Raw genomic sequence first — 16,343 nt, forward strand, 5'->3', positions numbered from 1 at the left:
CCTCAAGTGTTTGTTGCAAGCAAATCTTTGATTTTTTCAAGACCTTGGCTTTCATAGCTACTCACATGAAAGATTTGTTCTGCTCCTGCTTCTCGTAAAAACTGTTCAGCACGGGTCAGTTTTTCTTGTTGTTCGCACCTATCTACTTTGCTGACAATACCAATCACAGGTTTGGCAAAAGCGCTAGCGAACTGAGCGGGAAACAAGCTAGTTTGATCTGTGCAATCTTGTACGAGCCCAATCAAATCACACTCCGCTGAGGTTACGATAAGCGCACGGTAATAATTTCGGTTCTCAATATACTCACCAGGTGTATCAATAATATTTTCTACAGTTTCAATCATCTGTGTCTTATGGTAGCTGAGTTTGGCATTCATGAGGGCCTGAGACAGGGTTGTTTTTCCACATCCCGTCCTACCTACTAACATCATTATTTTTCCCATTGCTATGACCTCGTTATGGATGCGGATGAAAAATGTAATACCTTGGAAAGCATGTTTAGTACTTCTCGTAATGCAGATTCCACACTTGAAATGTCTCCCGTAATGACAAGCGAACCACTGAATCTATCTACGAATCCAATGGAAACATCTGCTGACTTCGTGGCCACATCTGCTGCAATGATGGATGCCTCACTTGGTGTTATGGTAAGGATTCCAATCGCTTTGATATTTTCAGAGAGAAGCCCCAACTTTTTATACAAATCGGGATTAGGATTTGCAATCAAGTGCGCGAGGGTCACCTGTTTTCCGGGAACATACTCTTGTATGACACGTTGTTTCTCTTCCATATGCTTAATCACCACACTTGTAGTTATTATGATTGTAAGGTAGAGAAAATATGCTCTTAATGTAAAACATGTTTTTATAAAAAAAGTATGAAATAAATCAGGCTAATGAAAGACAAACTAACTTTATTCCTCCTATCAAAAGGAGAAAGATATGAAATCGGATATAAGTTTACGACCCTTCTTCGTTTTTTGGGGAGCCACCTACTTAGGTATTCCTTGCGATAGACGTATGTTCATTTGAAAGGAGAAAGATATGAACCATTTCCAGGTAAAAACCATAGTTCACTTCGGGGCAGACGCATTAACTAGCCTCCAACGTATTGAGAATAAACGTATTTTAGTGGTGACAGATCCCTTTATGATCAAATCCGGTATGATTGAAAAAGTAAAACAACAACTCGAGGAAAAAAACGAACATATCACTATTTTTCATAACATCGTGCCAGATCCTCCACTAGAAAATATCGTGAACGGTGTACAGATCATGAGTGCAGCTGACCCAGATATCGTGATTGCCTTAGGCGGAGGGTCAGCTATAGATGCAGCAAAGGCGATTTGTCTGTTTAAAAATCGCATGAATCAGAAGGAAACGGTTGCAAAAGAAGTGACATTCATTGCCGTGCCAACTACCAGTGGAACTGGCTCTGAGGTGACGAATTTTTCTGTGGTTACGGATAGTAGCAAAAATGTAAAATACCCTCTTGTTTCTGATGAAATGCTGCCTACCGAAGCCATACTAGACCCTGAACTCGTCAAAACGGTCCCTCCTTTTATAACAGCTGATACCGGCATAGATGTGTTGACTCATGCGCTGGAAGCCTACGTATCTACGCTTTCTTCCGACTTTACAGATGCTTTTTCAGAGAAAGCCATTCGTCTGGTTTTTGCCTATTTAGAAAAATCGTTCCGAAACGGAGAAGATCATCTGGCCCGCGAAAAAATGCATAATGCCTCCTGTATAGCCGGTCTTGCCTTTAATGCTACCTCACTTGGTATCAGCCACAGTATGGCACATATTATTGGAGCAAAATTTCATATCTCTCATGGGAGAAGCAATGGCATTGTTCTGCCATACGTTATTGAATACAATGCCAACATTAAAGGGTACACGGATCGCAATTTTAGTATGGCAGCCAGCAAATATGCAGATATTGCCAAACTTTTAAATTTACCTTCCTCCGATACACGAAACGGAGTGAAAAATCTGATTTTAGCAGTGAAAAAACTTCGAAAAGAGTTAGGAATGCCCGCCTCTCTAAAAGAAGCTGGTGTAAAAAAAGAGGAGTTTTATCGGGAGCTAGACAATTTGGTCGAAGTGGCCATGCAGGATAAGTGTACGATAACAAATCCGCGTACCCCTAGCGTTAAGGAAATAAAGTCTTTGTTTGAACAAGCTTATGTAGGTAAATAAAATCGTTTTTTTCGCCTATTTTTGTTATCAATTTTTTTTAGCTATTGACAATTCCGAAATGTACCAGTATGATTCACTAGTAACAAATAAGTCCTCGTTAGGTGAGGCTCCTATACAAACATAGGCCACTGCCCAGAAATATCGAAAGATGCCCATGGGTAGAACAGGAACTGTCGGATTAAGGCTTTTCTTAAGGTGGCTAAGAGATCGTTATTCTCTTTACGTTGTATAGTGCCAAAACTCGACTAGGGGGAACGAAAATGCTTATTTTTGTATGCATACTTCAGACCCTCTAGTTATTCTAGAGGGTTTTTCATTTTGTAAAGGGGGGAATCCCACATGGAAGACAGTCCTAGTAGTAGTAGTCGAATAAAGCAGGTATTTCAACATTCTGTATCAAGAGAGAAGCATATTTTCTATGCTCTTACATGTTTGCTATGCTCTTTTTTTCGCCCTCCTTTACCAACAACGTGGGTGTATTTAAGTATGCGTACTTGACATGCGAGTGCATAGAAAAATAGTTCAGCTAGCTCTCTCTTACAGGGGGAGTTTTTTTGTGTCTATTTTTCACACTCGGGAGGTAACAACATGAAACGACAAAAACATATCAATAAAACATCTTTGAACCACGACATTTCTTCTCATTTGATCGAAGCATCTACAATGCATATCGATACCCTTATGCAATCGTTATCTACAACCATGAATGGGCTATCGGAACCTGAAGTCAACGAGCGATTGAATCAATACGGAAAAAATCAAATTGCCCATGAAAAACAGCCCGCTTGGTATATACAGCTTCTTTCATGCTTCAAGAATCCATTTATACTGATTTTGCTTGGGTTAGATATATTCTCCTACTTTTCAGATGATTTAGAAGCAGCCATCATCATCAGCACGATGGTTTCCATCAGCGTGCTAATCACCTTTACTCAGGAATTCCGTTCCATACGGACAGCAGAAAAACTGAAAGCGATGGTCAAAACAACTGCAACAGTAACCCGACTATCCACAAAACAAGAGATCGATATGGAGAGACTAGTACCTGGTGACATGATCCATCTTTCAGCCGGAGATCTTGTTCCAGCAGATGTTCGAATTCTCTTCTCCAAAGATCTGTTTGTCAGTGAATCGGCTCTCACCGGTGAAGCCTTACCCGTAGAAAAACAAGCTTCCGCCCTTCAATCTCTAAATGCATTAGAACTTTCAAATATTTGTTATATGGGGACAAACGTGATTAGTGGTTCTGCCACTGCCCTAGTGGTTTCGACCGGGTCTTCTACTTACTTTGGTTCTATGACAAAAACATTGGTAGGTAAACGTCCGTTGACAAGCTTTGATAAAGGCGTGAACAGCGTTACCTTTGTCCTTATTCGCTTTATGTTAATTATGGTTCCCATCATTTTCTTCATAAATGGTTTTACTAAAGGTGATTGGATGGAAGCTCTTTTCTTCGGGTTATCAGTTGCTGTTGGCTTAACGCCAGAAATGCTCCCCGTTATTGTTACAGCCAATCTAGCCAAAGGTGCGATCAGCATGGCTCGCAACAAAGTGGTTGTAAAGAGACTCAATGCTATCCAAAATTTTGGAGCTATGGACATTTTATGCACAGACAAGACGGGAACACTTACTCAAGATAAAATCGTTTTAGAAAAGCATTTGGATATTTATGGGAACGAAAGTAAGAACGTATTGGAGTATGCCTATTTAAACAGTTACCATCAAACAGGATTAAAAAATTTATTAGATGTTGCCGTCTTAGAGCATGCCGAGCTAACCGACGTTCTGGGAGCCGAGAAGAGCTATCAAAAAATAGATGAAATACCTTTCGATTTTAATCGACGCAGAATGTCAGTGGCATTAGAAAAAAACAATGGAGGACGTATTCTCATTTGTAAAGGGGCTATGGAAGAAATTCTAAGTATTTGTACTGAAGTATCTACTAATGGACAAATCGTGCCCCTTACATCACAAATGACGGATAACATACAAGAAGTTGTACATGGATTAAACACAGATGGTTTACGTGTTGTCGCCGTTGCCATTAAACATTCTGACTCAATAGACAATTCGTACAGCGTCAAAGATGAGAGTGATATGATTCTTGTAGGATACATTGGCTTTTTAGATCCACCAAAGGAAAGTGCCGCAACCGCAATACAAGCACTGAATAAAAACGGTGTCGATGTCAAAGTCCTTACAGGTGATAATGCAGCAGTTACTCGTAAGGTTTGTAAAGACATAGGTTTACAAGTAGATCGGATTGTTCTAGGAAGTGAAATTGATGATATAACGGATGAGATGCTAGCTGATCTAGCTGAAAAGACAACAGTCTTTGCCAAGCTGAATCCGCTACAAAAGGCAAGAATTGTTCGAGCACTTCAAAGTAAAGGTCACACTGTGGGGTTCATGGGGGATGGAATCAATGACGCAGCATCTTTACGTGATGCAGATGTGGGAATTTCGGTGGATACAGCAGTCGATATCGCAAAAGAATCAGCAGATATCATTTTGTTAGAAAAAAGCTTGATGGTTTTAGAAAAAGGAGTTATCGAAGGGCGTAGAACGTTTGGGAACATAATTAAATATATCAAGATGACGGCTAGTTCCAATTTTGGTAATGTATTTAGTGTACTGGGTTCAAGTGCATTCCTGCCTTTCCTCCCCATGTTACCCATTCACTTGTTAATTCAAAATTTGTTTTACGATATTTCAATGCTATCCATCCCTTGGGACAACATGGATAAGAAATTTTTACAGACTCCAAGAAAGTGGGATGCTAAATCGGTGGGTCGATTCATGATCTTCATCGGTCCTATTAGCTCGATCTTCGATTATGCTACCTATTTCGTCATGTATTATGTATTTGCAGCCAATACCATTGCTGATCAATCCTTATTCCAATCTGGCTGGTTTATCGAAGGACTATTGTCTCAAACTCTCATTGTGCATATGATTCGCACAGAAAAAATACCATTTATTCAGAGTCGAGCTAGTTTACCGGTATTACTTTTAACCAGTGTCATTATCATTGCGGGAATCTATATACCGTTCTCTGCATTTGGAGCAAGTGTTGGATTACAGCCGTTACCACTGGAATATTTCCCTTGGTTAGTAGGAATATTACTTAGTTATGCTCTCCTCACCCATTTCATAAAAAAATGGTACATTCGTAAATTTAATGAATGGTTGTAAGCTAACCTACAAATTAGAGGAGGATCGTGTATAAATCTTTCGGGTCCAATTCCCCACCCCATATGGACCCAAAGCAAGAATAGGCATAGCTCGTATCGTAATTCGTGTACGTACAGCAATCATTTGGGGAGCATCTGGTCTTTTACATATTGCTATCGGAAAACTATGTAAGCCGAGGCAATCTACAACGGTGCTCCTCTTATGATTTCTTTCTCACTGCCAATACTACAAAAAGCCAACCCAATAAGAAACAGACGCCGCCGATCGGGGTAATAGCTCCTAGCATTTTAACTCCTGTTGCACATAAGAGATACAGGGAACCCGAGAAGATGAGAATACCAGCCAACAAGAAATTACCCGCCCATTTCAACATCTTAGACTCACCTAGTTGATTACCCAACAGCCCGACGAATAACAAGCCTAGTGCGTGATACATTTGGTAACGTACCCCAGTTTCAAAAGTGGCCAACCCTTTTGCATCCAACATCTTTTCGAGAACATGAGCACCGAAAGCTCCTAAAGCTACTCCTAACAATGCTAAAAAGGCACCAGCTGTTACATAACGTTTTAACATAAAAGCCTCCTATTTTTTGAGCACATTCCCATCATATTCTGTCAGAAAACATCTATTATTCATATCATAGCATGTCGACAGTAGGAAAAAAACACAAGTGAACCATAACCCATGAAAAAACCGTGACGGACAAAATAAGCCCATTCTTATGTCCTGCTTATACATGACTTGGTATCGTGGCTATCGGCCCACATGGCTCTCTGTTTGGAAAGCATTCTTCTGGTTGAACATCCTTGCCTTTTACCTCACACGATCGAAAGCGTGCAGTAGAGCAAGCAAGAACATTTACTAAGTCTTAAAATGACTCTAGACAAATTAAAAACGAAAACAAGTAGGCCTATATGGATAAAGTAGCCCGCTGTTTTCGTTTCCCTTTATCAGTCATTGGTACAAGATCAATGTTTCCTTTCCATGTATACTATTTATGGGAAATACTGAATATAAAGGAGCTTATATATGTTACATTTCATCTGTACTACATGCGGAGTTCAATACCCTAGAAGCAAGGAAGTTCCCCCTTATTGTGTTATTTGTAAGGAAGAAAGACAATATGTGAACCCTATTGGACAAACGTGGACAACACTAGAAGAGATGCAACAAAAGAAAGTCTATACGAATGAAATTTTACAAAAAGAAGACGGATTATTTAGTATTACAACGAAACCAAAATTTGCAATCGGACAAAATGCGTACCTCGTACAAAGTAATGGTCTTCATCTTTTGTGGGATTGCATTACCTATTTGGATCAATCAACCGTTGAGGAGTTACAGACATTAGGTGGAATCCAAGCAATTGCCCTTTCTCATCCACATTATTATTCGACACAAGTGGAATGGGCAGAAACCTTTAACGCTCCCATCTATGTTCATGAAGCTGATAAAGAATGGATCACTCGTCCCAGTGAACACATCGTTTACTGGTCAGGAGAGTCTCATGCCTTGACCGATCAATTGACCATTCAGCGATTGGGAGGACATTTTAAAGGCGGGTCTGTCTTACATTGGAAAGATGGAAATAACGGCAAAGGTCTTCTTTTAACAGGGGATATCATTCAAGTAGTGGCAGACAATTCATGGGTAAGCTTTATGTATAGCTATCCGAACCTAATTCCATTACCTGCAAATAAAGTAAGAGAAATGGCTGATAGAGTAAAGGGATTACCATTTAATCGACTATACAATGCCTTTCATGGAATAGTAGCCGAGCATGCAAATGAAACTGTGCAAAAATCTGCTGAGCGATATATCAAGGCTTTAGAGGGACAGTTATTTGAAACATGATTAGGCAGGAATAATTGATTGAATATTGTAGCAAGACTGGCCATTATGCTAGCCTTAACCTATTCCTCCTTTCACGATTAAGTGGCTTTTGCCCCACGAGAACCCTAGTTCCTATCCCTCAAAATTAGAACTTATACTTCACCCTCTAAATCAACAAAAAAGGAAGGGACCTAAGTCCCTTCCAAGCGTTTTATTCATCGTTCTACTCACTACATTTGTGGATAAAAGGATATTTTACCCCAACCAATCGCAGGGGAATTAAGAGTAACAGTTATCCTGTTACTTTACCCGTAACATAAGGACACAAAACAGAAGGTTCTAGCGTCAATTACAATTTCACAATTGTTCTGCCACGTATTTGACCCTCTAAAATTTGAGAAAGGGTCACTGATAATTCTTCCAACGTAATTTCCTTCGCCATCTGATCTGTCAAATGTTGTGGTTTCAGATCGGTTGCGAGGCGCTGCCATACCTTTTCACGTTTATTCATCGGGCAATAGACTGAATCTATCCCTAATAGGTTCACTCCTCGTAAAATGAACGGGTATACACTCGTAGCCACGTCCACTCCTCCGGTTAAACCACTTACGGCTACCGAACCTCCATACTTGAGGGTAGAAAGTATGTACTCTAATGTTTTCCCCCCGACTGGATCTACGGCTCCAGCCCAAAGCTGTTGACGCATTGGTTTTTCGTCCGTAGCAATAACCTCATTACGATGCAAAATGTTTGTTGCTCCTAGTTCTTTTAAATAAGCATGCTCACTCTCTTTACCCGTACTGGCCGTTACCTCATATCCGCTTTTTGCTAGAATATCAACGGCGACACTACCAACACCACCTGTAGAACCAGTAACCAATACAGGACCTTGTTCTTTAGACAAACCATTCTCCTCTAGGCGCACAATTGATAAGGCTGCTGTAAAACCTGCTGTTCCCAAAATCATGGCTTCTTTCATCGTCAAACCATTTGGTAAAGGCACGACCCATTTAGCTGGTACTCTAGCAATTTCGCTAAACCCGCCTGGATGTGACACACCTATTTCATAGCTTGTAGCAATAACCTGATCGCCTATTTGGTAGCGCTCATCCGTAGAAGCGATTACGACTCCAGCCATATCAATACCCGGAACCATAGGGTATTTGCGGATTATGCGATTCGGGATCGTCGCCATGCCGTCTTTGAAATTAACACTGGAATAGGCAACACGAATCGTTACCTCTCCATCTGGCAAATCTGCTATAGACCGTTCTTGTATCTGCATGTTGGATTGGCCATCCATCACATCCAATACAAATGCGCGATAGATATCTTGCATGAAATCCACTCCTTACTGATTGCTTTCTCTATGAAGTATAAATTGAAATCCCTTATATGAAAAGGAAACATCTAGCAAACTTTTATTTACCTATCAATTATCTTTAGTAAGTAAAAAAGGCTCTACCCAATGTAAATGAGTAGAGCCTTTTCCATAATTATAGGATTGGTTCCATCTGTTCTGCAGGCTCCTGTATTTTTTGCCCGCCTTTAATACGATCCACTATAATTGCAATCGCTCCATCCCCTGTTACGTTGCACGCTGTTCCAAAACTATCTTGTGCTATATAAAGAGCAATCATTAGTGATGTCAGTGATGGGCTAAACCCAAGCATTAATTGCAATAAACCAATTGCTGACATTACGGCTCCACCTGGTACACCTGGGGCAGCCACCATGGTAATGCCCAGCATTAGAATAAATGGAAACACAATATCGAAAGAAGTCGTCATTCCATTCAACATCATTACAGCCATGGCACAGCTGACGAGCGTAATCGTACTTCCGGATAGGTGAATAGTTGCACATAGAGGGACTACAAAGTCTGCAATCTGGTCACTTACCTTATTTTTCTTCACTTGACGCAAGGTAACAGGTATTGTAGCCGCGGAAGATTGTGTACCGATTGCTGTCATGTAGACAGGGAGCATATTCTTCATTAGTGGCAAAAACCTTTTGCGCCCTAGTTGTCCAGCAATAAAATACTGCACGATAATATACACCATATGCAAAGTAATAATAATTATAAAGACTTTAAAGAATACAGAGATAATTAGTTGTACTTGTCCAGCATATGTCAGATTGGTAAATACACACATGATATGCACAGGCAATAACGGTACGATAACAGAGGAAATCACCTTTTCAACAATTCCTCTAAGATCAACCATCACTTTTAGTAGGGAATCTCCCTTGAGGGCAGCAGACCCTAGTCCTAAGGTAAAAGCAAGCATAAGTGCACTCATTACGCCCATTATCGGCGGAATTTCAATCGTAAAGTAAGCCTGGGTTAATGCTTCTTCTGGATTTTGAAAAGCACTAGTTAGTTTTCCAACCTCTAAAATATGTGGGAAAAAGTTGGTGCTTACAAAATAGGCGGCCAATCCTGCTACAATTGTAGAACCATATGCGATTGCTGTGGTTAATCCTAAGAGTTTTCCAGCACCCTTTCCAAGCTCCCCAATACCAGGAGCAATAAATCCGATAATAATCAACGGAATAATAAAATTAAGGAAATTACTGAAAATACCACTAAACGTTGCAAATCCTTTGACGATCCACTCAGGCGAGATGGAGCCAATAATTACCCCTAATATGATCCCTAGAATGATTTTGGGTAAAAGTCCTAATTTCTTCATCATTTCACTTCCTTAAATTCTTGGTGTTAAAGTGTACATGTCAGACGTACACTGTTCCGCCAGGTATGGATTACTGCTACCGTACCACAGCCCCCTTGATTTGTCATCCATATATTTTATAATATAACTCTTGTGAAATTTCTGTAATTAAACTAAAAAACCTTGTTAGTACGCCTTTTTCATCTTTAACAAAATAACACTTCCACATTTTTTATAAAAAAAAGATAGTTTTATTTATAAAAATAAATTTTTGTAAGGGCTTCCACCGAAAAAAGGAACGTATGTTTGTTTTTCTGGGATGGATATTTGTGCTATCAAAATTAAAAATTCCTGTAAAAATCTTTTGCTTTTTCTACTATTATGAATCGGTAAACGCTCAAAACAATATTCCACTACACCTTTATGGGGTTGAAAATATAAAAAAGGCGGTCACATGCCGCCTCTTTACTTGTTCCTTATAACTGCTCACCGATCTTCTATTTTTCCTTCTCTTGCTCCTTTAAGCTTTCTCCTACCCCTTTTAACATATTCAATCCAAAACAAATGGCACGGTTAATATCAGGATCTTGTAGAGCTTTGAACAGATCAAACATGCCAACTTTATTCTCTTTTGCACTTGCTTCTTCTGCTTTTTGCAAACCATGAGTAACACTTGCCACTAGCTTCTTGGTCATCTCTGGTTCTAATTCAGATAAAGCGTCCGTTAACGCCATGACGTTGTTAATCGACTTGGTTACGTTTGGCTTTACCAATTGCTTAATTGCGATGCCTGCCATCTTTTCCTTGCTTTGAACCATAGACTGTACAGTTTCTAGAACTCCTGCTTGATGTAGTTCATCTAACAGTTTTACGGATTGACGAATACTTTGAGCATGCATGGCAAGCTCTTCTTTAAGTTGAGTAAGTTGCAATTCCTGATTCTCTTCTTTTGTTACAACTGGTTTAGCTATTTTTGAAATTGGTCTGGCCATTATTGCTTCCCTCCTGCTACGTTCACATCAGCAATGGGGTCATAATCAGTCCGTGCCCATTTGCGTTCCACCTGAACACCCAACTGTGGATTTCGTTTGGCATTACGTGGATTATTTTTTGGCAATGGATTCTGGCCATTCTGCTCAAGCACTTCCATGCGCACCTTGGTTTGTTTATAGGCTGGTGTTTGCGTCCGTATATCTACTGCATTACCTGTTAGGATATTGATGGCATTGTCACAACTGACTGAGTTCATCGGGACGTATAGCTCTTTTCCTTGTACTCGTTTAGTCACGACGGCCCGTAACTTGATGGCTCCATATGGAGACACTAATCGTACCAAGGAGCCATCTTTTATTCCCCGCTCACAAGCAAGATCTGGTGGAACCTCGACAAATACTTCTGGCACTTTATATTGAATACCTTTCGATTTATTAGTCATATTCCCTTCATGGAAGTGTTCTAATAAACGTCCGTTATTAACTACAAGATCAAATTCCGCTGGATAGGCAACAGGTGGTACATACTCTACCAAGGAAAGACGAGCCTTGCCATCAGGAAAATTAAAGCGATTGATGTAGAGTAACGGTTCGTCTGTTCCATCTGGCAACACAGGCCAAATCAAACTGTTCCAGTCTTTCAACCTTTCATAGCTAACTCCTGAGAAAATTGGACTTAAGCATGCAATTTCGTCCATAATATCACCCGGGTATCCATACTCCCAGTTGGCTCCGAGATGGTTAGCAAGCTGTGTAATGATCCACCAATCTGGCTTGGAGCCTTCCAATGTAGGCAATGCTTGATATAATCGTTGAATCCGTCTTTCTGTATTAGTAAACGTACCGTCTTTTTCTAAAGAAGGGGCGGCAGGCAAAATGACGTCTGCAAATTGCGCTGTCCTTGTGAAAAAAATGTCCTGTACCACAAAAAAATCAAGCTTACTTAAGGTCTCCTGCACATGATTGGAATTGGAATCAACCCAAGCCATATCTTCTCCGATCAAATACATAGCTTTTAGCTTGCCTTCTTCTACCGCTTGTAGCATCTGAATGTTTGTATAACCCGGTTTATTAGAAATCTTCACGTCATACGCCTTCTCAAATTTTTGACGTGCCACATCATCAGAGATGGATTGGTAACCAGGTAACCAATTTGGCAAGGAACCCATATCGCAAGCGCCCTGAACGTTATTATGTCCACGCAGTGGGTACGCTCCCGCACCATGACGTCCAAAATTACCCGTGATTAATAAAAGGTTGGCAATAGCAGCTGATGTATGAGAGCCTGCTACGTTTTGGGTAACGCCCATGCCCCACAGTACGCATGTACCATCTGCCTCGCAAATCATTTTTGCTGTTTCTTTTAGTTGCTCTTGTGAAATTCCAGTCACTTCTTCCGCATATTCAAGTGTGTACCTTTGTATGACATTCTTATATTCGTCTAAGTGTGTGACACGCTCTGCTAGGAAGTCAGCAGCATGCCAGCCCTGATCAATGATATATTTAGCTACCGCTGTTAACCAAACGAAATCAGTGCCCTGATTAGGATGTAAATACAAATCGGAACGTTCTGCCATTTCATGTTTGCGTAGATCGGAAACAATTAGTTTTTGACCATGTAATTTCTTCGCCCGCTTCACCCGTGTTGCCAAGACTGGATGACCTTCTGTCGGATTAGCCCCGATGATAATCACCAAGCCCGCAGCAGCAATATCTGTAATAACGCCTGAGTCGCCACCATAACCAACGGTCGATAGTAATCCATCTGTAGCTGGAGACTGACAGTAACGCGAACAATTGTCCACGTTATTTGTTTCAAAAACCTGTCGAGCTAATTTTTGGATCAAGTAAGATTCTTCATTGGTTGTCTTTGACGAGCTAACGAAACCGAATGCGTCGCCACCATACTTCTCTCTCATCTCTTTCCACTTACTCGCAATCAATGTAAGCGCTTCCTCCCATGTCGCCGGGACGAACTCATCTCCACGTCGAATCAGCGGTGTTGTCAACCGTTCGCTACTATTCACGAAATCCCATCCAAATTTTCCTTTAATACAGGTAGAAATGCTATTGACTGGTGCTTCCTCAGATGGTTCAATTTTTAAAATTTGGCGTCCTTTCGTCCAAACCTCAAAGCTACAGCCTACGCCGCAAAATGTACACACCGTTTTTGTCTTTTTCGTCCGAGTTTCGCGCATTGCCGCTTCTACTTCGGATATGGCCAAAATTCCACTGTAACCAGGCTCTACTTCCTTAACCAATTCAATCATGGGATCAAGCAAATCTTTTCCAATATTGGTCATGAAGCCTGCTTCACCCAGCATGGTTTTTTCCATTAAAGCATTGCACGGACATACAGTGACACAATGCCCACAGGAGACACAGGAGGATTCATTAATAGATTTATCCTGATCCCAGATAACGCGAGGCATTTCACGTTCCCAATCAATGGTCAAGGTCTCGTTTACTTGTAAATCCTGACAAGCTTCTACACAACGTCCACACAGAATGCACTGATTTGGATCATATCTGTAAAAGGGATGGGACATATCCACCTCGTAGCCTTTTTCTCGAAACGGTCGCTCCTGATGCTCCACTTCCATCAGCTCTACGGTATTATGTACACGACAATTACCGTTGTTATTATCACAGACGGTACAGTACAGCATGTGGTTTTCCAGTACACGATCCATAGCTTGTTTTTGCGCATCCTGTGCCCGTGAAGAAGAGGTCTTGATGTTCATACCCTCCTGTACAACTGTAGAGCAAGCTCTCATCAACTGTCCGTCAATTTCACAGGTACAGGTATCACATGTTTGGATAGGACCTAAGATAGGTGAATAGCAAATATGAGGATGTTTTATCTCGTGTTCAAGAAGATAATCAAGAATTCTAGTTCCCTCTTCTGCTTGATGCAACGTATCGTTGATAGTAAATGAAATCGTTTTGTTCAAGGGTTATATCCTCCTTTTCTTTCTTCCACCAGCTACAAAAAAATAAAAAAACCCACCACAAAACAACCAGCGCAAACCAAAAAGCGTTGCTCAAGCTGTTTTATGGTGGGTTAATACTTAGCAGTGGTATACCAGTTATCAAGCCCGCCATACTCTGTACGCGTATGCGTGAAAGCACAGGATGAATGGAATGACAGTAGTCAGCCAGCCTTAGACATCAATGAACTTCCTTTTTTAATGATAATCAAACTTTCAGAAATTGCAAGAGAAGAGCATATTTTTTCTGGTTTATGCAGGTTTAAATATAAAAAGACAAATCCCTATATTTTTTGTAGCACAAAAAAAGGATTGCTTATTTCTAGAAACGGGATTATATTTTCTGTAGAACAAAAAAGGTGGAATTCATTTATGGATAATCGATTCAGCTCTTTTCAAGAATTCGCTCAAGCCTTCGAGCAAAAATGGTTAAAAGAAGCAATAGAACATGGATTAGATGATCAAAAAATGGATATATATCTAGCAAAGGTTCGCAAAAAAGCGCTTTTTGTTTGGAATAAAAATCAAGGGGATGAATGGATAGAAAAACAAGGCTATGTGATCGTTGACAGAAAGCCCAATAAGGATGAGATTTTTCGTAAAAAACTAGGACGGGGGCGCCCACGTAAACTTGAGGATGAGCGACTACAGCATGCCATCCATGTCAGACTAGATGAGGAAACATACCAAAAACTGCAATCCTTGTGTCAAAAAAACAACCTTGACCTCTCTGAGACTATTCGTATGCTCATTAAAAAAGGATAGACCATTTCGGTTTATAAGGAGGAAATAAGATGAGTCAGGAAGGTCATCTATCTACTACCAGCACTGCACTACGCTGGTGGATACTAACCAACGTGTCTCTGGGAATCTTTATGTCAACATTGGATGGAAGCATCACGAATGTCGCTCTTCCTAGCATTTCCAGTACATTACAGGTTCCGTTACACGTCGTACAATGGGTTGTAACCGCCTACTTATTAGCAATCGCTGCCCTCCTGCCCATTATTGGAAAGTTATCTGATCTATTTGGTCGTGGGAGATTATATAATCTTGGGTTTTTAATTTTTATGATTGGCTCTGCTTTATGCGGTTTGTCAGAATCCATCTGGATGTTAATTGGTATGCGGGTCGTGCAAGCTGCTGGTGCTGCACTGCTCATGGCTAACAGTCAAGCCATTATTGCTGCCACTTTTCCCAAAGAAGAACGTGGCCGTGCCCTTGGAATAACAGGCATGGTGGTATCACTTGGTTCATTGTCAGGTCCAGCCATCGGTGGTATTCTAGTTAGTTCTTTTGGTTGGGAATCTATCTTTTGGATTAACGTACCGATTGGTTTAATCGGATTTATTGTAGCTCTGCGTATCATGCCAAAACAGCACCAAAAACGCGCGGGAGAACCTTTTGACTATCTTGGTTCCATTATGTACATGACAAGTATGATTACGTTCCTATATACCATCTCCAATGCGGAAGAACACGGTTGGACAACAAGTATTACACTAGGTGGCATTCTCTTTTCATTAGTAATCTTCGTCTTGTTCTATCGACGCGAAACACGAATCTCATATCCAATGCTTGACTTCTCTCTATTTAAGATTCGTACATTCCGTTCAGGGAGCTTTGCTGCTCTATTTTCATTTCTCTCCTTGTTTTGCATAACAATTCTCATGCCATTTTATATGCAATTGGTGCTAGAATATCCCCCAAAAATCGTGGGCTATGTCATGATGGCAAATGCTGTGATGATGGCGATAGTGGCCCCGCTATCTGGCTGGCTTTCAGATAAAATTGGTTCTTATTACTTAACGATTTCAGGTCTGTTGATTAATGCCATTTCCTTTGTCCTGCTCACCCGGCTTACGACTAGTGAGCCTGCTTGGCTTGTTGCGATGCACATGGCCATCTTTGGAATCGGTTCTGGTCTTTTTCTATCTCCAAACAATGCCAGTATTCTAGGGTCTGTTCCACATAAACTGTTGGGAATAGCAGGCGGTCTAAATGCATTAGTCCGAAATATCGGAATGGTATTGGGTACGACATTTGCTATCTCACTATTCTCTTTTCAATTAAATAGATTAACAGACAATCAACCTGACTCTAGCAGCACTGATATATTAAATGTAGAAGCTTATATGGCTGCTCTTCATACTGTCTTTTGGGTGGCAGCTGTCATTTGTCTATATGCTGCCATCCTCTCTTCTAGACGTGATAAACCTCAAAGAAAGAAAAGGAAAGTTGCTTAGGAAATCTTCCTCTAATCACAATAGAAAATATAGTTACCTGTAAACCAAAATAGTTTCACCGTAAAGTAATCATCAAGTAAATCTGTGTAAAAGTGTTTCAAAGAGTAACGGGCATGATCGCTCACGAATAGAGACTGGTGTTTACCCACATTTACCCATTCGAGAATATCATGCCCGTAAATTCTATTCGTCTACGTTATACTGGATTTT

Annotated in this window: 12 protein-coding genes; 5 read left to right on the forward strand and 7 right to left on the reverse strand. The window is 40.6% G+C overall.

Features of this window, described 5'->3' with window-relative positions; all coding sequences use genetic code 11:
* Positions 1-2: 2 nt before the first annotated feature.
* Together eutP and eutS are read right to left on the reverse strand one after the other, a co-directional pair.
* Positions 3-443: a EutP/PduV family microcompartment system protein gene (gene eutP, locus EEL30_19205; GenBank protein QDX94223.1), complete on the reverse strand. Its 441-nt coding sequence runs from the start codon at positions 441-443 to the stop codon at positions 3-5.
* A 2-nt stretch (positions 444-445) separates the two neighbouring features.
* Positions 446-790, reverse strand: a complete 345-nt coding sequence (gene eutS, locus EEL30_19210; protein QDX94224.1) for an ethanolamine utilization microcompartment protein EutS — start codon at positions 788-790, stop codon at positions 446-448.
* 253 nt (positions 791-1,043) lie between these two features.
* On the opposite strand from eutS, the gene EEL30_19215 reads away from it, so the two are divergent.
* Positions 1,044-2,201, forward strand: coding sequence for an iron-containing alcohol dehydrogenase (locus EEL30_19215; protein QDX94225.1), 1,158 nt, complete (start codon positions 1,044-1,046; stop codon positions 2,199-2,201).
* Between the two features lie 588 nt (positions 2,202-2,789).
* A complete protein-coding gene (gene mgtA / locus EEL30_19220; GenBank protein ID QDX94226.1) occupies positions 2,790-5,396 on the forward strand; it encodes a magnesium-translocating P-type ATPase in 2,607 nt (868 codons plus the stop codon).
* Between the two features lie 199 nt (positions 5,397-5,595).
* Here the strand turns inward: mgtA and EEL30_19225 are convergent, their stop codons facing one another.
* Positions 5,596-5,970, reverse strand: a complete 375-nt coding sequence (locus tag EEL30_19225; protein QDX94227.1) for a DUF423 domain-containing protein — start codon at positions 5,968-5,970, stop codon at positions 5,596-5,598.
* Positions 5,971-6,426: 456 nt separating this feature from the next.
* Between EEL30_19225 and EEL30_19230 the strand changes: the two genes are divergently transcribed.
* Positions 6,427-7,251 (forward strand): hypothetical protein, encoded by an 825-nt coding sequence (locus tag EEL30_19230; GenBank protein QDX94228.1) that lies wholly within the window; start codon positions 6,427-6,429, stop codon positions 7,249-7,251.
* 328 nt (positions 7,252-7,579) lie between these two features.
* Here EEL30_19230 and EEL30_19235 read toward each other — a convergent pair whose 3' ends face one another.
* The 4 genes from EEL30_19235 to EEL30_19250 all read right to left on the reverse strand — a co-directional run bounded on the left by EEL30_19235 (position 7,580) and on the right by EEL30_19250 (position 13,851).
* On the reverse strand, positions 7,580-8,569 hold the full coding sequence (locus EEL30_19235) for an acryloyl-CoA reductase (protein QDX94229.1): 990 nt from the start codon (positions 8,567-8,569) through the stop codon (positions 7,580-7,582).
* A 157-nt stretch (positions 8,570-8,726) separates the two neighbouring features.
* Positions 8,727-9,926 (reverse strand): dicarboxylate/amino acid:cation symporter, encoded by a 1,200-nt coding sequence (locus EEL30_19240; GenBank protein QDX94230.1) that lies wholly within the window; start codon positions 9,924-9,926, stop codon positions 8,727-8,729.
* Positions 9,927-10,402: 476 nt separating this feature from the next.
* The gene (locus EEL30_19245; GenBank protein QDX94231.1) at positions 10,403-10,897 is read right to left on the reverse strand and encodes a DUF1641 domain-containing protein; all 495 of its coding nucleotides are present in this window, start codon (positions 10,895-10,897) and stop codon (positions 10,403-10,405) included.
* Positions 10,897-13,851, reverse strand: a complete 2,955-nt coding sequence (locus tag EEL30_19250) for a formate dehydrogenase subunit alpha (protein QDX94232.1) — start codon at positions 13,849-13,851, stop codon at positions 10,897-10,899. Before EEL30_19250 ends, EEL30_19245 begins: the two co-directional genes overlap by 1 nt.
* 408 nt (positions 13,852-14,259) lie before the next feature.
* Here EEL30_19250 and EEL30_19255 point away from each other — a divergent pair, with 408 nt between their 5' ends.
* Complete coding sequence (locus EEL30_19255; protein ID QDX95825.1) at positions 14,260-14,652, forward strand: AT hook motif family protein; 393 nt, start codon at positions 14,260-14,262, stop codon at positions 14,650-14,652.
* A 29-nt stretch (positions 14,653-14,681) separates the two neighbouring features.
* Positions 14,682-16,133, forward strand: coding sequence for a DHA2 family efflux MFS transporter permease subunit (locus EEL30_19260; GenBank protein ID QDX94233.1), 1,452 nt, complete (start codon positions 14,682-14,684; stop codon positions 16,131-16,133).
* Positions 16,134-16,343: the final 210 nt, after the last annotated feature.

It is taken from the genome of Brevibacillus laterosporus, assembly GCA_007833815.1.
In the GTDB taxonomy this organism is placed as follows: domain Bacteria; phylum Bacillota; class Bacilli; order Brevibacillales; family Brevibacillaceae; genus Brevibacillus_B; species Brevibacillus_B laterosporus_D.